Raw genomic sequence first — 17055 nt, 5'->3', positions numbered from 1 at the left:
CTCAGAACGTGCCACCGATGCGGCTCCAACGCGTGGCGGTGAACCATGTCCACGGCTTGAGCCAGCTGGCCGAGCCGTCGGTCGAGAACATCATGATCGCCGCGCGGCCGACCAGATTGCCCTGCGGCACCAGCCCGATGCCGGCGCCTTCCATCGCCGGGAACCGGCTGTCCATGGAATTGTCGCGGTTGTCGCCCATCAGGAACAGCGCGCCCTCGGGCACGACCACGGGCAGGGTATCGTCCTGCGGCGTGGCGCCCAGATCGAGCACGTCGTAGCTGCGCCCGCCTGGCAGGGTCTCGCGGAAGCGGGGATAGTGGCACTCGGCCGAGCCGTCGGCGGCAACCGCCGCGAAGGCCGGGCCGAAGCACCGGGTGTTGGCCGAGACCTTCACCACGGCATCGGCGATCCGCACCTTGGGCACCGGCTGTCCGTTGAGGTGCAGCACGCCGCCGATCATCTGCACCTGATCGCCCGGCAGGCCGATCACCCGCTTGATGTAGTCGGTGTCGTTGACCGGGGGGGCCTTGAAGATCACCACGTCGCCGCGCTGCGGCTGCGCGGCGAGAATCCGTCCCGGGATCAGCGGCAGCGAGAAAGGCAGCGAATAGCGCGAATAGCCATAGGGCCACTTGGCCGCGAGCAGGTAGTCGCCGTTCTGCAGGCCGGGCAGCATGGATTCGCTGGGAATGTTGAACGGGGCGAGAGCGAAGCTGCGGAAGGCACCGACGATCAGCACCAGCTTGAGCAGGAAAACGAAAAAGCTCTCCTCCTTGGGCTCGGCCTTGGCCGCCGCCGGATCTGTCCCTCCCGGAGGCGTGCCGGCAGCATCGGCAGCAGCCGGCGGGGTCGGGGCGGGACTGGAATCGGTCATCGTGGTGTCCATTGCTGGCGCGGCGGGGCGCCCGGCCTAAGCCCGGCCATAGTCGACCGGGCCCGTGGAGAAAAGGGCGCTGCGGCGGGAACCGTCGGGGGGCTTCGGGCGAATACGATTGTCGGGCGGCGGCAAGGCTTGCGACCCGGCGGAAGATCGGCCAGCCACGGGCAGACCGGGCCGCCCCGGATTCGGGGCGGCGGCGACATGGCGACACCTTTCGAACAAGACGAGGACCAGACGATGAGCGAGGCGGTAAGGATGGAATGGCAGGCCCTGGCGAACCAGCCGCGCCGCACCCTCGCCGAGCTGTTCGGCGACCCTGGCCGCGTCGACCGGCTGGCGACCACGCTGGACCTGCCTGGCGGGCCGATCCGGTTCGACTGGTCGAAGACCCACCTCGATGCCGACCTCTTGGCCGGCTTCGAGCGGCTGGCCGCGGCCGCGGACTTCGCCGGGCGGCGCGCGGCGCTGCTGTCGGGCGAGCAGGTCAACACCACCGAGGGCCGTGCCGCCGAGCATCCCGCCCAGCGCGGTATGGGCAAGCCGGACACGGTCGACGAGGCTGCAGCGCTGCATGGTCGCATGCACATGCTGGTCGAGGCGATCCACGGCGGCGCCCTTGGGGAAGTCCGTCACCTGATCCACATCGGCATCGGCGGATCGGCGCTGGGGCCGGCCCTGGCGATCGACGCGCTGGCGCGCGACGGCGCCGAGGTGGATGTTCACGTGGTCTCCAACATCGACGGCTGCGCGCTCGAGCAAGCCTTCGCCGCCTGCGATCCCGCCACCACGCTGATCGCCGTCGCATCGAAGACCTTCACCACGATCGAGACCATGACCAACGCCGCTTCGGCACTGGCCTGGCTGCGCGACAATGGGGTGGACGACCCCTATGGCCGGGTCATCGCGCTGACCGCCGCGCCTGACAAGGCGGTGGCCTGGGGCGTGGACGAAACGCGCGTCCTGCCGTTCCAGGAAAGCGTCGGGGGGCGCTATTCGCTGTGGTCGTCGATCGGCTTTCCGATCGCCCTGGCGCTTGGCTGGGACGAATTCCAGGCCTTCCTCGATGGCGCGGCGGCAATCGACCGGCATTTCGCCGAGGCCGATGGCGCGGCCAATCTGCCACTGCGCGCCGCCTTCGCCGATCAGTACTACACCCGGATCCGCGGCTGCCAGACCCGCGCGGTCTTCGCCTATGACGAGCGGCTGGCGCTGTTCCCGGACTACCTCCAGCAGCTCGAGATGGAGTCGAACGGCAAGGCGGTGAAGGCCGATGGCACCCCGGTCGATGGTCCGACCGCTCCCATCACCTGGGGTGGGGTAGGGACCGATGCCCAGCATGCGGTATTCCAGCTGCTGCACCAGGGCACCGTGCTGATCCCGGTGGATTTCCTTGCCGCGATCCAGCCCGGCGACGCGCTCGACCCGGCGCATCACCGCATTCTCCTGTCGAACTGCTTTGCCCAAGGCGCCGCGCTGATGGCGGGCAAGGCCAGCGACGACCCGGCCCGCGCCTATTCCGGCGACCGGCCCTCGACCACTATCCTTGTCGAAGACCTCAACGCCGCCACGCTGGGCGCCCTGATCGCCTTTCACGAACACCGCACCTTCGCGAATGCCGTGCTGCTGGGGATCAACCCCTTCGACCAGTTCGGGGTCGAACTGGGCAAGCAGATCGCCAACCAGATCGAGGCCGGCGGGACCACCTTCGACCCCAGCACCGAGGCGCTGCTCAAGCTGGCTGGGATCGGCTGAGGGGGCGGCCTCAGGTCCCCGCCATCCCATCGCCGGCTGGGATCTTTCGCCGGATTGGGCCACCGTGATGGATCGTGGTGAAGCTCGCGCAGTCTGGTCAGAGATGCCAGCCTCCGCTGGCCCGACGGCCTTGTGATCGCGCATGCCCCGATGCGGATGACAGGCTGACGGGGCCCGCTGCCCTCTGGCAATCCGTTCCCTGCCGCGCCATATCCGCCGCTCCAACGGGAGCACTGCGCCAATGACCGACACCTACGACTACGACCTCTTCGTCATCGGTGCGGGATCGGGCGGGGTGCGGGCCAGCCGGATCGCCTCGGGACATGGGGCGAAGGTGGCGATCGCCGAGGAGTACCGCGTCGGCGGGACCTGCGTGATCCGCGGCTGCGTCCCGAAGAAGCTGTTGGTCTACGGATCGCACTTCGCCGAGGAGCTGCAGGACGCCGCGCACTATGGCTGGTCGGTCGAGGGCATGCGCTTTGACTGGAACGTGCTGCGCGACACCGTGCTGCGCGACGTCGACCGGCTCAACGCCGCCTATACCCAGACGCTGGAGAGCAACCGGGTGGAGCGCTTCCTTGAGCGCGCGACCATCACCGGGCCGCACTCGGTGCGGCTGGCGAGCGGGCGCGAGATCACGGCGAAGGTCATCCTTGTGGCGGTTGGCGCCTGGCCGGTGAAGCCCGATTTCCCGGGGGTCGAGCACTGCATCACCTCCAACGAGGTGTTCCACCTGCCCGAATTGCCGCGGCGCGTGGTGATCCAGGGCGCGGGCTACATCGCGCTGGAATTCGCCGGCATCTTCAACGCGCTGGGCTGCGAGGTGACCGTGGTCAACCGCAGCGACCAGATCCTGCGCGGCTATGACGAGGCGCTGCGGGATCGCCTGCTGCAGATCACCATGGCGCGCGGGATCGTCTATCGCTTCAACTCCCCGATCCAGTCGGTTGAAAAGCAGGACAATGGCAGTCTCAAGGTGGCGATCGGCAAGTCCGCGCCGATCGAGGCGGACGCCGTGCTGATCGCCACCGGCCGCCAGCCCAAGACCGAAGGCTTGGGCCTGGAGAACGCCGGGATCGAACTCGGCGCCAAGGGCGAGATCCCGGTCGATGACTACAACCGGACTTCGTGCTCCAGCATCTATGCTGTCGGCGACGTGACCGACCGGGTCCAGCTGACCCCCGTGGCGATCCGCGAGGGCCACGCCTTTGCCGACACGGTGTTCGGCAACAATCCGCGGACGATCGACTATGACTGCATACCCAGCGCCGTGTTCTCGCAGCCGCCGCTCGCCGGCGTGGGGCTGACCGAGGGGCAGGCGCGCAATGCCTATGGCAACATCAAGGTCTACACCTCGGACTTCCGGCCGATGAAGAATGTCTTCGCCGGGCGGATGGAGCGTGGGCTCTACAAGCTGGTGGTCGATGCCAACACCGATCGCGTGCTGGGCGTCCACCTGATCGGGCCCGAGGCTCCGGAAATCCTCCAGGCTGCCGCGATCGCGGTGAAGGCCAGGCTGACCAAGGCCGATTTCGACGCCACCGTGGCGCTGCATCCGAGCATGGCCGAGGAACTGGTGCTGATGCGGTGAGCGTTGGGGTGGCCGGGCAGCGTGGGAAGATGGGATCGGCGGGTTGCGCGCAAGGAATGGTCATTGAGAGCAAGGCCATTGAGAACCAAAGCCCGCTCAGGCTGAGCCTGTCGAAGCCCACGCGCTATCCAGAGGCGCGGTTGCAGGATCATGGGGCCAATGTCACCGCACGTGCTTCGACAAGCTCAGCCTGAGCGGGTCTGGGGAAAAGGACCATAGGGGCAAGCGGGGAGAGCTGTTCGATTTCGCCCAAAGTCGGTCATTAAGATCCTCCCCGGAACGGGGAGGGGGACCACCGAAGGTGGTGGAGGGGCACCCCGCCTTGATCAACGGCCGAGCCCAAGGAAGGTGCCCCTCCACCATCCCGCGGATGGTCCCCCTCCCCCGGTGGGGGAGGATCAATCAACGTCCGCTCCTCACCCGACACCGCCATTCCCTCCCGCCCTTTAATCGATCGCTTAAATTCAGTTGACGAGCCCCCACGACCGTGGCTTAGCGGTAGCGGAAAACTGCGACGCACTCGGTCAGCACCAGGAGAGGGTAGCCCGGCATGTCCGCCAATATCGCCGAAATGGAAAAGCGCCGCGCCGCCGCCAAACTGGGCGGGGGGCAGAAGCGGATCGACGCGCAGCACGCCAAGGGCAAGCTGACCGCGCGCGAGCGGCTGGAGATCCTCCTCGACGAAGGCTCGTTCGAGGAAGTGGACATGTACGTCGAGCACAACTGCGTCGATTTCGGCATGCCCGAAAACACGATCCCCGGCGACGGCGTGGTCACCGGATCGGGCACGATCAACGGCCGGCTGGTCTATGTCTTCAGCCAGGACTTCACCGTTTTCGGCGGGGCCGTGTCCGAACGGCACGCGATGAAGATCTGCAAGATCATGGACACCGCGCTGAAGGTTGGCGCGCCGGTGATCGGGCTCAACGATTCGGGCGGGGCGCGGATCCAGGAAGGCGTCGCCTCGCTGGGCGGCTATGCCGAGATCTTCCAGCGCAACGTGCTGGCCTCGGGCGTGGTGCCGCAGCTGTCGCTGATCATGGGGCCCTGCGCCGGCGGCGCGGTCTACAGCCCGGCGATGACCGACTTCATCTTCATGGTGAAGGACAGCTCGTACATGTTCGTGACCGGTCCGGACGTGGTCAAGACCGTGACCAACGAGATCGTCACGCAGGAGGAACTGGGCGGGGCGGTCACGCACTCGACCAAGACCTCGGTCGCCGACCTCGCGCTGGAGAACGATGTCGAGGCCCTGCTGACTGCGCGCGAGTTCTTCGATTTCCTGCCGCTGTCGAACAAGGAAGAGGTGCCGGAACGGCCCAGCGCCGATCCTTGGGACCGGCTCGAACCCAGCCTGGACACCATCGTCCCGGCCTCGGCCACGCAGCCTTACGACATGCACGAGGTGATCCGGAAGGTCCTGGACGAGGGCGACTTCTTCGAGATCCAGCCCGGCCATGCCGGCAACATCCTGTGTGGCTTCGGCCGGGTCGAAGGTAAGACCGTGGGGGTGGTCGCCAACCAGCCGCTGGTCCTCGCCGGCGTGCTCGACATCAACTCGTCGAAGAAGGCCGCGCGCTTCGTGCGGTTCTGCGATGCCTTCAACATCCCGATCGTCACCTTCGTCGACGTCCCGGGCTTCCTGCCCGGCACCGCGCAGGAGCTGGGCGGGATCATCAAGCACGGCGCCAAGCTGCTGTTCGCCTATGCCGAGGCGACCGTGCCGAAGATCACCGTGATCACCCGAAAGGCCTATGGCGGGGCCTATGACGTGATGGCATCCAAGCATCTGCGCGGCGACCTCAACTATGCCTGGCCGACCGCCGAGATCGCGGTGATGGGGGCCAAGGGCGCGGTGGAGATCATCTTCCGCGGCCTTTCGCCCGAGGGCATTGCCGAGAAGACGAAGGAATACGAGGATCGCTTCGCGAACCCCTTCGTCGCGGCGTCGAAGGGCTTCATCGACGAGGTGATCCACCCTCACTCCACCCGCCGCCGGATCGCCCTGGGGCTGCGCAAGCTGCGCACCAAGGCCCTGGAGAATCCGTGGAAGAAGCACGACAACATTCCGCTCTAACTCTCCGCTGACCCGCAGCGGTCGCAGCAAGCAGGACATCCCATGACCGAGATCTTCATCGTTTCCGGCGTCCGCACCGCCATCGGCACCTTCGGCGGCAGCCTGGCAGGCTTCCGTCCCGCCGAGCTTGGCACCATTGTCATGAAGGAGGCCATCGCCCGCGCCGGGGTCCAGCCGACTGACATCGAGAATGTGGTGGTCGGCACCGTCGTCCCGACCCAGCCCAAGGACGCCTATGTCAGCCGCGTCGCGGCGGTGAACGCGGGCATCCCGATCGAGGCGCCGGCGATGAACGTCAACCGCCTGTGCGGTTCGGGCCTGCAGGCGATCGTTTCGGCCTGCCAGGCGATCGCGCTGGGCGAGCACAGCCTGGCCATCGGGGGCGGGGCCGAGGTGATGTCGGGCGCGCTGCGCGTGATGCAGGGAACCCGCAACGGACAGAAGATGGGCGACCTGACGCTGGAAGACATGATGCTCGGCGCGCTGCACGATCCGTTCGAGGGCATCCACATGGGTGTGACGGCCGAGAACGTGGCCGAGCGCTGCGGGATCAGCCGTGAGCAGCAGGACCAGGTCGCGGCCGAGAGCCATCGCCGCGCCGCTGCCGCGATCGCCGCCGGGTACTTCAAGGACCAGATCGTCCCCGTCGAGATCAAGACCCGCAAGGGCGTGACCGTGTTCGACACCGACGAGCACGTCCGCGCCGACGCCAGCGTGGAGTCGATGTCCGGGCTGCGGCCGGTGTTCAAGAAGGACGGCACGGTCACCGCGGGCAATGCCAGCGGGATCAACGATGGTGCTGCCGCCGTGGTCCTCGCCAGCGGCGCGGCCGTGGCGGACAAGGGGCTGAAGCCTCTCGCCAGGGTGCTGGCTTGGGGTCATGCCGGGGTCGCGCCCGAGGTGATGGGACTGGGCCCGGTCAAGGCCGTGCCGGTGGCCCTGCAGCGCGCCGGGCTGACGCTGGACCAGATCGACGTGATCGAAAGCAACGAGGCCTTCGCCGCCCAGGCCTGCGGCGTCGCCAAGGAGCTGGGCTTCGATCCGGCCAAGACCAACCCCAACGGCTCGGGCATTTCGCTGGGCCACCCGATCGGCGCGACCGGCGCGGTCCTGACCGTCAAGGCGGTCTACGAACTGCACCGCACCGGCGGCCGCTATGGCCTGATCACCATGTGCATCGGCGGCGGCCAGGGCATCGCCATGGTGATCGAGCGGGTGTGAGCATGAAGCTTGGCCGACTGAACCACATCGGGGTCGCCACCCCCGATCTCGACGCTTCCATCGCGTTCTATCGCAACGTGATGGGGGCGACCGATGTGACCGAGCCCTTCGTGCTGGAAAGCCAGCAGGTGCGGGTGTGCTTCGTCAACACGCCGGGCGAGAACGGTACCGCCGGGACCCAGATCGAGCTGCTCCAGCCGACCTCGTCCGACAGCGCGGTGGGCAAGTGGCTGGAGAAGAACCCGCTCGGGGGCCAGCACCACATCTGTTACGAGGTGCCCGACATCCATGCCGCCAAGGCCTGGTTCGAGGGGCTGGGCAAACGCGTGCTGGGCGAGCCGCGGATCGGCGCGCACGGCACGCTGATCTTCTTCGTCCACCCCAAGGACATGGGCGGGCAGCTGACCGAGATCATGGAGACTCCCAAGGACGGGCACCACTGACGTTCGATCAATAATCGTCACCCTGAACTTGTTTCAGGGTCCATCGCGCCTCGGGGTGCGGCGGCGCGTTGGGTAACTTGGATGCTGAAACAAGTTCAGCATGACGAATGTGCGAGATGGTAGGATGACCGACAAGACTCTGGCAGACTGGCAGGCCGCCGCGGCCAAGGAAGTGAAGGGCAAGGACCTTACCTGGCACACGCCGGAGGGGATCGCAGTAAAACCGCTCTACACCGCCGAGGACGTGACCGCCGATCCCGGCCTGCCGGGCTTCGCCCCGTTCACCCGCGGCGTGCGCGCCTCGATGTATGCCGGGCGGCCCTGGACGATCCGCCAGTACGCCGGCTTCTCCACCGCCGAGGAATCCAACGCCTTTTACCGCCGCAACCTGGCGGCCGGGCAGAAGGGCCTGTCGGTGGCCTTCGACCTGGCCACCCACCGCGGCTATGACTCGGACCACCCGCGCGTGGTCGGGGACGTCGGCAAGGCCGGCGTCGCGATCGATAGCGTCGAGGACATGAAGATCCTGTTTGACGGCATCCCGCTCGACCAGATGTCGGTCTCGATGACGATGAACGGCGCGGTGATCCCGATCCTGGCGTTCTTCATTGTCGCGGGCGAGGAGCAGGGCGTTGATCGCAAGCTGCTCGACGGGACCATCCAGAACGACATCCTCAAGGAGTTCATGGTCCGCAACACCTACATCTACCCGCCCGAGCCGAGCATGCGGATCATCTCGGACATCTTCGGCTACACCAGCCGCGAGATGCCGAAGTTCAATTCGATCTCGATTTCCGGCTACCACATGCAGGAGGCCGGGGCGACGCAGGTTCAGGAGCTGGCCTTCACCATCGCCGACGGCATGGAGTACGTGAAGTACGGCGTGGCCAGCGGGCTCGATATCGACAAGTTCGCCGGGCGCCTGAGCTTCTTCTTCGCCATCGGCATGAACTTCTTCATGGAAGTGGCCAAGCTGCGCGCGGCGCGCGTGCTGTGGCACCGGGTGATGACGCAGCTGGGCGCCAAGGACGAACGCTCCAAGATGCTGCGCACCCACTGCCAGACCTCGGGCGTGTCGCTGCAGGAGCAGGACCCCTACAACAACGTGATCCGCACCACGATCGAGGCGATGGCGGCGATGCTGGGCGGGACCCAGTCGCTCCACACCAATGCGCTCGACGAGGCGATCGCGCTGCCCACCGACTTCTCCGCCCGGATCGCGCGCAACACGCAGATCGTGCTGCAGGAAGAGACCGGGATGACCAAGGTGGTCGATCCCCTGGGCGGATCCTACTACGTCGAGGCGCTGACCCAGCAGCTGGTCGACCAGGCCTGGGCGATCATCGAGCGGGTCGAGGCCGAAGGCGGCATGGCCAAGGCGGTCGCCGCGGGCTGGCCCAAGGCGATGATCGAGGAGGCCGCCGCCGCCCGTCAGGCCCGGGTCGACCGCGGCGAGGACGTGATCGTCGGTGTCAACAAGTACCGCCTCGCCAGCGAGGACCAGCTCGACACGCTCGAGGTGGACAACCACGCGGTCCGCGAGGGCCAGATCGCCAGGATCAAGCGCCTGCGCGAGACCCGCGACGAGGCGAAATGCCGCGCCGCGCTGGCCGCCCTGACCGAGGGTGCGCGGGGCGGGGCCAACCTGCTCGAACTCGCGGTCGAGGCGGCGCGGCATCGCGCCACGTTGGGCGAGATCTCCGACGCGATGGAGGCCGTGTTCGGCCGCCATGGGACCTTCCCGACCCCGGTCAAGGGCATCTACGGCGCCGCCTATCAGGGCGACAGCCGCTACCAGCAGGTGCTGGACGGGGTCGCGGCGGTCACCCGCCGGCTGGGCCGACGCCCACGCCTGCTGGTCGCCAAGATGGGCCAGGACGGCCACGATCGCGGCGCCAACGTGATCGCCTCGGCCTTTGGCGACATGGGCTTCGAGGTGACCTCGGGCCCGCTGTTCCAGACCCCGGCGGAAGCCGCCGCGCTGGCGCTGGAGAACGATGTCGATGCGGTCGGCGCCAGCTCGCTCGCCGCCGGGCACAAGACATTGATCCCCGAGCTGATCGGCCACTTGCGGGAAGCTGGACGGGCCGACATCAAGGTGATCGCGGGCGGGGTGATCCCGCCGCAGGACTACGATTATCTGCGTGAGGCCGGGGTTCAGGGGATCTATGGCCCCGGCTCCAACGTGGTTGAATGCGCCGCCGACATGCTGCGCCTGCTGGGCCACAACATGCCGCCGCTCGGCAGCGAACTCGAAGCCGCCGAGTAGGCCTTGGGCTTCGGCTTCTCCGTTGCGGCGCTGCTGCCCACCGCGCGGGTCTCCGGCCCGCTGCGGATGGGTCTGGTGCGCATTGCGGAGGAGGAGTGGCGCGATCCGGCGCCCGACGTGGCGGCGCGCAGCGCGGTGTTCCGGGCGCACCCCGACGCGGTCCGGGTGCTGCCGGGGAGCGAGGCGGCCATCGCCGAACTGGGCGAGTTGCTGGGGATCGACGGCGATCTGACCGCCATCGCCAGCGCCTGCCACGAGGATTGGAACCTGCTGACCCAGGCCGAGCCCGGCGGGCCCTTCGTGCTGGTCGCCGGCGCGGTCGGTTATCCGACCGACTGGCAGATCGGCGAGAAGATCGGCAAGCCGGTCCATGCCGTCCATGAGCCGACCCATGGCTTTGCCGAACGCCTCGCCAATCCGGTCGACCACTTCATGGACCAGTTGCGGCCGCAGGACCTGTTCGGCCGAACCAACATGTTCGTGCTGGCCAGCAGCGATTATCGCTACATGCCCACCGTCCCGATGGCCCAGCGCTTCGCCCACGTGACCCCTGAAAACGCCGGCGAGACGCTGTACGTGCGCTGCGAACGCGAGACCCTGCGCCGCCTGCCGCGCAGCGGCGCGATCGTCTTCGGCATCGGCATCTATCGCGCGCCGCTCGGCTCGCTCTCGGACGAGAACCTGGCACGGGTGGCGAAGTCGCTGACCGGCTTCATGCCCGGCGAGGACGAACGCCGCGGCGTGCCGCACTATGGGCCGGCGCTGGCGGGCTATCTCGACCGGCGGCTGGGTGTGGAGGTGGCGGCGTGAGCGTCGTGGCCCAGCCCTTCAATCGTCATGCCGAACGTGTTTCGGTATCCATTCTTCCTCACGCTGCCTCGGATCGTGAGGCGCCATCGGCCCTGAACCAAGTTCAGGGCGACGAGGTTGGCGGTTGGGGCCTCCCCGGCTGTCCAAACAGCCGTCACCCTGAACTTGTTTCAGGGTCCATTTTGCCCCCTGCTCGGAGCCAACGGGGCAAAGCCCAGCCCCGGTGCCAGGTCATGCCAGTCCGGGTTGGCGGCTTCGATCAGGTTGATTTTCCATTGGCGGTGCCATCGCTTGAGCTGCTTCTCGCGCAGAATGGCGGGTTCCATCTGATTGAACCGTTCGAAGAAGACGAGCCGGTTGACATGGTGGCGACGGGTGAAGCCGGGGGTGGTCCCTTCGCGGTGCTGCCACAGCATGGCGATGAGGTTCGATGTAACGCCTATGTAAAGCGTGCCACGCGGCTGGCTTGCCAGGATGTAGACGCAAGGCTGGCGTTCGCCCCTCATAGTCCTGTTGTTGTCGAAAGATGGAACCTGAAACACGTTCAGGCTGACGGGAATGGGTCCGTTTCCGAGGCATCTCTTGCGAAGTCGCAATCCCGTCATGCTGAATGCGTTTCAGCATCCATTCCTCCGCATGCGGCTGCGGCGTGTCGGTCGCGCTGGACCCTGAAACGAGTTCAGGGTGACGGCGCTGGTAGCGAAGGCGTTTCCGTCACGGCCGGCCCACGTCATGCTGAATGCATTTCAGCATCCATTCCTCCCCTTGCGGCTGCGGCGTGTCGGGCGCGCTGGACCCTGAAACGAGTTCAGGGTGACGAGCTTGGAGGGCGATGGTGATTGAACGCAGATTTGTTTTGTTCGCCGCTTGGTCGGTGTTGGCCATTGTCCTCACTGGCGGGGCATTGTTCGGGTTCACGTTCGGTGATTGCTTTGGCGACCAAGTTTGCCTCGGTAACTCCAAACGGACGTTATGGCTGACCGTGGGCATGGCATTCACAATTTATTGGACCGTCACAATCGGTCTGTTCCGACGCTGGAGTCGCTGATGTTCAAGAAAATCCTCATCGCCAACCGCGGCGAGATTGCCTGCCGCGTGATCAAGACCGCGCGCCGGATGGGCATCCAGACTGTCGCGGTCTATTCGGATGCCGATGCCCGCGCGCCCTTCGTGCAGATGGCGGACGAGGCGGTGCACATCGGCCCGGCGCCGGCGGCGCAAAGCTACCTGATCGCCGAGAAGATCATCGCCGCCTGCAAGCAGACCGGCGCCGAGGCGGTGCATCCGGGCTATGGCTTCCTGTCCGAACGGACCTCCTTCGCCGAGGCGCTGGCCGCCGAGGGAATCGCCTTTGTCGGCCCGCCGGTGGGGGCCATCGCGGCAATGGGCGACAAGATCGAGTCCAAGAAGCTGGCCAAGGCCGCCGGGGTCAATGTGGTCCCGGGCTTCGTCGGCGAGATCGAGGACACCGAACACGCGGTCCGCATTTCGGCCGAGATCGGCTATCCGGTGATGATGAAGGCCTCGGCCGGCGGCGGCGGCAAGGGCATGCGGCTGGCCTATACCGAGCAGGACGTGCGCGAGGGCTTCGAGGCGGTGAAGCGCGAGGGGCTTAATTCATTCGGCGATGACCGCGTGTTCATCGAGAAGTTCATCCTCAACCCGCGCCACATCGAGATCCAGATCCTGGGCGACCAGCACGGCAACATCCTCTACCTGAACGAGCGCGAATGCTCGATCCAGCGGCGTCACCAGAAGGTGGTCGAGGAGGCGCCGTCGCCCTTCGTCACGCCGAAGATGCGCAAGGCCATGGGCGAGCAGTGCGTCGCCCTGGCGCGGGCGGTGGGCTATTACTCGGCGGGCACTGTGGAACTGATCGTCTCGGGCGCCGACCCGAGCGGCGAATCGTTCTATTTCCTCGAGATGAACACCCGCCTGCAGGTGGAACACCCCGTCACCGAGGCGATCACCGGGATCGACCTGGTCGAGCAGATGATCCGCGTCGCCGCCGGCGAGAAGCTGGCGATGACGCAGGACGACATCACCATCGACGGTTGGGCGATCGAGAACCGCGTCTATGCCGAAGACCCCTATCGCGGCTTCCTGCCCAGCACCGGGCGGCTGGTCCGCTACAACCCGCCGGTTGAGGGCTGGACTGACGACGGAGCCGCGAACGGACGCCGCGGCGTGGACGGCGTGCGCGTCGACGATGGCGTCTACGAAGGCGGCGAGGTGTCGATGTTCTACGACCCGATGATCGCCAAGCTGGTCACCTGGGGCCAGACCCGCGACGAGGCGGCGGACAAGCAGATCGCCGCGCTTGACGCTTTCGAGATCGAGGGGCTGGGCCACAACATCGACTTCGTCAGCGCGATCATGCAGCACCCGCGCTTCCGCTCGGGCGAGCTGACCACGGGGTTCATCGCCGAGGAGTATCCCGACGGCTTCACCGGCGCGGCAACCTCGGACGAACTCAAGGCGAAGATCGCCGCGATCGCCGGGTTCATCGCCACGGCGCGGGCCGACCGCGCGCGCAATGTCGATGGTCAGCTGGCCAACCACCTGCCGCCTCCGGCCGAATGGGCGATCAGGCTGGCCGGTTCTGCCTTCGCGGTCGAGGTGAGCGCCGACGAGGTGACCGTCGATGGCCAGCCGATCGACCTGGCGATGGAGTATACCCCGGGCGACCGGATCGTCGCCGCCGAGGTGGAGGGCGAGCCGATCGCCCTGAAGATCGAGCCGACCCGCACCGGGCTCAAGGTGACCACCCGCGGTGCGATCCACAAGGTGGAGATCCTGCCGGCGCGGATCGCACATCTGGCCGGGCACATGATCGAGAAGATCCCGCCAGACCTTTCGAAGTTCCTGATCTGCCCGATGCCGGGACTGCTCGTTTCGCTCAACGTGAAGGAGGGTGACAAGGTCGAGGCCGGGCAGCCGCTGGCCGTGGTCGAGGCGATGAAGATGGAGAACATCCTGCGCGCCGAGAAGTCGGCCACGGTCAAGAAGGTCAACGCCAAGGCCGGCGAGAGCCTGGCCGTCGACGCGATTATCCTTGAGCTCGAATGAGCTTTGCGGCGATCCTTGCCGGTGCGGAGGCGCTGGACGACGGTTTCGCGGTCGTGGTGCCCGAAACCTGGATGCAGGGGCGCACGACCTATGGCGGGTTCACCGCCGCCCTGGCCCTGGTCGCCGCCCGGCAAGTCGGAGGCGAACTGCCGCCGCTGCGCTCGGCCGTGGTCTCGTTCGTCGGCCCGGCTTCCGGCCGGGTCGAGGCCCGCGCGCGCGAACTGCGGCGGGGACGCAATGCGGTCTGGGTGGAAGCCCGGGTCGAGGGCGAGGGTGGCACGGCCCTGACCGCGACCTTCGTGTTCATGGCCGCCGTGCCCAGCGCGCTCAGCCTCAACGATGCCGCACCACCGGCGGAGCTAATCGCGCGGGACGAGGCAATGCCGTTCAATCCGCCGCCGCTGGCGCCGGCTTTCCTGCGCCACCACCTTGAGGTTCGCTTCGCCCTGCCGCGCCCGGCAGAGCGGCGGGCTGACCTGTGCCACTGGGTGCGGCTGAAGCCTGCCAGCGCGGTCGAACCGATGCTTGAGCTGGTGCTGCTGGCCGACGCGCTGCCTCCGGCCGCCTTGCCCTTGATGAACCCGGCCACGCCGATCAGCTCGATGACCTGGCAGGTCAACCTGCTGACCGCCGCGCCGCAGACCGAAGATGGCTGGTGGCTGCTGCGCTCCACGGCCGATTATGCGCAGCATGGCTGCTCCAGCCAGCGCATGCAGGTGTGGAACAGCGCCGGCGAGCCCATGGCGATCGGGATGCAGTCGATCGCGCTGTTCGGCTGAGCCGGGGGGAGCCCGGGGTCAGGTTCCGGCCAACAAAGCGCGCTTAGCCAGCCAGCTGTTCATCCAGGAACGCGGCCACATCGTCCAACGCCACATCCCGGGCCAGGAAAGCCTCGCCAATGCTGCGCAGCAAAAGGAAGGGCAGGGTGCCTGCGTCCATCTTCTTGTCGTGCAGCATATGCGCGACCAGCCCGCGGCCGTCAGTGTCGAGGCCCAACTCCGCCAGCTCCGCGCGCAGGCCCACCGCCGCGAAGTGGACCGGGATCCGCTCGGCCTCAGCCTCCGCCAACAGCCCGCGCCGCGCCGAATAGCGCGCTGCCAGGACCATGCCCAGCGCCACGCCCTCGCCGTGCAGCAGACGATTGGAAAAGCCGGTCTCGGCCTCCAGCGCATGTCCGAAGGTGTGACCCAGATTGAGCAGCGCGCGCAGCCCGTTGGTCTCGAATTCGTCTTGCGCCACGATCCGCGCCTTGGCCTGAACCGAGCGGGCGACCGCCTGTTCGCGCAGCGCCGGATCGCCGTCCATCAGCGCGGGGCCGTGGGCCTCGCACCAGGCGAAGAACGGCGCGTCGCCGAGCAGGCCATACTTGACCACTTCGGCGTAACCGGCTCCAACCTCACGCCGGGGCAGGGTCTCCAGCGCCAGCGGGTCGGCCAGGACCAGCGCGGGCTGGTGGAACGCTCCGACCAGATTCTTGCCCGCCGCGGTGTTGATCGCGGTCTTGCCGCCGACGCTGGAATCGACCTGGGCGAGCAGGGTGGTGGGCAGCTGGATGAAGCGGCAGCCGCGCTTGAGCATCGAGGCGGCAAAGCCGACCAGGTCACCGATCACCCCGCCGCCCAGGGCTAGCACGTGGTCCTTGCGCTCGACCTCCTCGGCCAGCAGCCAGTCCACCACCTCGGCGAGGTAGCGCCACGACTTGGTGGCCTCGCCGGCGGGCAGCACCTTCCAGCGCGGCTCGAACCCGGCGCGCCGCAGCGCGGCGTCGACTGTCTTGCCCCAGGCCGCCTCGACATTGGCGTCGGTCACCACCGGGACACGCGCCTTGCGCAGCAGCGGGGCGCACTGGTTGCCGGCGTCGGCGAGCAGGCCGGGGGCGACCCGCACCTCGTAGGGACGGCCGGCGATGTCGACCGGGACTACAGCCATGCGGCAATTCCTTTCAGCACCTGGTCGAGCGTGCGGCTATGCGGGCCGTTGTGGCTGGTCACCTTGATCGGCGCCTCGGCGTAGCACGGTGCGCGTTCGGCATGGAGGCGGGCAAGGATCTCGCGCGGATCGCCCCCGCGCAGCAGCGGGCGGGTATCCTTGCGGCCGACCCGTTCGACCAGGGTGTCGACATCGGAATCGAGCCATACCGCGATCGCCCGGTCGAGGATCAGCCGGCGCGTCTCGGGATTGACGAAGGCGCCGCCGCCGGTGGCGATCACATAGGGTCGGCCGTCGTGGTCCTGTTCGATCAGGCGGGCGATCACCCGCCGCTCCCCGTCGCGAAAGTAGGCTTCGCCGTAGGTCGCGAAGATCTCGGCGATGGTCATCTTGGCAGCCTGCTCGATCGCCTCGTCGGCGTCGACGAAGGGCAGTCGCAGCGCATGGGCCAGCTTGCGCCCGACCGAGCTCTTGCCCACTCCCATCATGCCGACCAGCGCGATCGGCTGCCTGACACGCCGTGCCAGGTCCGCGATCTGCTCCGAGGTCATGCGCGGTTCGTCGACTTCCATTGCAGCGCCGCCTATAGTTGGGCTAGGCGCCGGTGCAAGCGTTGCGCCATGCCGGACCCCGGTCCACCCGGGGCGGATGCCGGTGGCTCGGTCGGGAAGCATGTGGTGGTGGTGAAGCCAGGCAGGACACGGATTGGGGCGATGGTGGCGATCGGCGTGGTGGTGATGGCGGTTCTCGCCTGGGCCTGGGTCGATGGCGGCCGCGAGCCGCTGCGCGAGATCGCCGTGCCGGTGGCGGTGCCCGAGGCGGCGCGATGAGCCGCGCCGGCTGGCTGATGGGCACCGCGCTGGCGATCAGTTCGGCGCTGGCCATGGCCCAGGACGCGCCGGAATCGCTGCTGCCGCCTGGCTTTGACCGACCTGCGCCGCGGCCGAGCCGCGCTCCCGCCGCACCTGCGCCGGCTGCCGCCGCGCCCGCGCCCGCTCGCCCGGCGGCGGCGCC

Annotated in this window: 14 protein-coding genes and 1 pseudogene; 10 read left to right on the top strand and 5 right to left on the bottom strand. The window is 67.6% G+C overall.

Annotation, left to right across the window (positions count from 1 at the left end):
• Window position 1: 1 nt before the first annotated feature.
• Entirely contained in the window at window positions 2-874 is an 873-nt protein-coding gene (gene lepB / locus H7F53_RS13440) for a signal peptidase I (RefSeq protein WP_246438899.1), read from the bottom strand.
• Between the two features lie 243 nt (window positions 875-1117).
• Here lepB and pgi point away from each other — a divergent pair, with 243 nt between their 5' ends.
• From pgi to H7F53_RS13405, 7 genes are all read left to right on the top strand, one after another.
• Window positions 1118-2632, top strand: a complete 1515-nt coding sequence (gene pgi / locus H7F53_RS13435; RefSeq protein ID WP_185680064.1) for a glucose-6-phosphate isomerase — start codon at window positions 1118-1120, stop codon at window positions 2630-2632.
• 241 nt (window positions 2633-2873) lie between these two features.
• The gene (gene gor, locus H7F53_RS13430; protein WP_185680016.1) at window positions 2874-4223 is read left to right on the top strand and encodes a glutathione-disulfide reductase; all 1350 of its coding nucleotides are present in this window, start codon (window positions 2874-2876) and stop codon (window positions 4221-4223) included.
• Window positions 4224-4773: 550 nt separating this feature from the next.
• Window positions 4774-6300 carry an acyl-CoA carboxylase subunit beta gene (locus H7F53_RS13425; RefSeq protein ID WP_185680015.1) on the top strand — a complete coding sequence of 509 codons (1527 nt, stop codon included), beginning with the start codon at window positions 4774-4776 and terminating at the stop codon, window positions 6298-6300.
• 42 nt (window positions 6301-6342) lie between these two features.
• Window positions 6343-7521 (top strand): acetyl-CoA C-acyltransferase family protein, encoded by a 1179-nt coding sequence (locus H7F53_RS13420; RefSeq protein ID WP_185680014.1) that lies wholly within the window; start codon window positions 6343-6345, stop codon window positions 7519-7521.
• 2 nt (window positions 7522-7523) lie between these two features.
• A complete protein-coding gene (gene mce / locus H7F53_RS13415) occupies window positions 7524-7964 on the top strand; it encodes a methylmalonyl-CoA epimerase (protein WP_185680013.1) in 441 nt (146 codons plus the stop codon).
• 124 nt (window positions 7965-8088) lie between these two features.
• On the top strand, window positions 8089-10233 hold the full coding sequence (gene scpA, locus H7F53_RS13410; RefSeq protein ID WP_185680012.1) for a methylmalonyl-CoA mutase: 2145 nt from the start codon (window positions 8089-8091) through the stop codon (window positions 10231-10233).
• Window positions 10234-10236: 3 nt separating this feature from the next.
• On the top strand, window positions 10237-11043 hold the full coding sequence (locus H7F53_RS13405) for a heme-dependent oxidative N-demethylase subunit alpha family protein (RefSeq protein ID WP_185680011.1): 807 nt from the start codon (window positions 10237-10239) through the stop codon (window positions 11041-11043).
• Between the two features lie 170 nt (window positions 11044-11213).
• Here the strand turns inward: H7F53_RS13405 and H7F53_RS13400 are convergent, their stop codons facing one another.
• Both H7F53_RS13400 and H7F53_RS13395 read right to left on the bottom strand, forming a co-directional pair.
• Window positions 11214-11549, bottom strand: coding sequence for a GIY-YIG nuclease family protein (locus H7F53_RS13400; RefSeq protein ID WP_185680010.1), 336 nt, complete (start codon window positions 11547-11549; stop codon window positions 11214-11216).
• 208 nt (window positions 11550-11757) lie between these two features.
• A complete protein-coding gene (locus tag H7F53_RS13395) occupies window positions 11758-11928 on the bottom strand; it encodes a hypothetical protein (RefSeq protein WP_185680009.1) in 171 nt (56 codons plus the stop codon).
• A gap of 162 nt (window positions 11929-12090) precedes the next feature.
• On the opposite strand from H7F53_RS13395, the gene H7F53_RS13390 reads away from it, so the two are divergent.
• Together H7F53_RS13390 and H7F53_RS13385 are read left to right on the top strand one after the other, a co-directional pair.
• On the top strand, window positions 12091-14112 hold the full coding sequence (locus H7F53_RS13390) for an acetyl-CoA carboxylase biotin carboxylase subunit (RefSeq protein ID WP_185680008.1): 2022 nt from the start codon (window positions 12091-12093) through the stop codon (window positions 14110-14112).
• Window positions 14109-14891, top strand: a complete 783-nt coding sequence (locus H7F53_RS13385; RefSeq protein WP_185680007.1) for an acyl-CoA thioesterase — start codon at window positions 14109-14111, stop codon at window positions 14889-14891. Before H7F53_RS13390 ends, H7F53_RS13385 begins: the two co-directional genes overlap by 4 nt.
• A 43-nt stretch (window positions 14892-14934) precedes the next feature.
• Here the strand turns inward: H7F53_RS13385 and aroB are convergent, their stop codons facing one another.
• Complete coding sequence (gene aroB, locus H7F53_RS13380; protein ID WP_185680006.1) at window positions 14935-16041, bottom strand: 3-dehydroquinate synthase; 1107 nt, start codon at window positions 16039-16041, stop codon at window positions 14935-14937.
• Window positions 16032-16613, bottom strand: a complete 582-nt coding sequence (locus tag H7F53_RS13375; protein WP_185680005.1) for a shikimate kinase — start codon at window positions 16611-16613, stop codon at window positions 16032-16034. The genes aroB and H7F53_RS13375 overlap by 10 nt, the downstream gene beginning before the upstream one ends.
• A 254-nt stretch (window positions 16614-16867) precedes the next feature.
• Here H7F53_RS13375 and H7F53_RS13370 point away from each other — a divergent pair.
• Window positions 16868-17055, top strand: a pseudogene (locus tag H7F53_RS13370) (hypothetical protein); the annotation flags it as partial.

Source organism: Novosphingobium piscinae, from assembly GCF_014230355.1.
GTDB lineage: Bacteria > Pseudomonadota > Alphaproteobacteria > Sphingomonadales > Sphingomonadaceae > Novosphingobium > Novosphingobium piscinae.
This window is presented reverse-complemented; position numbering and strand designations above follow the sequence as displayed.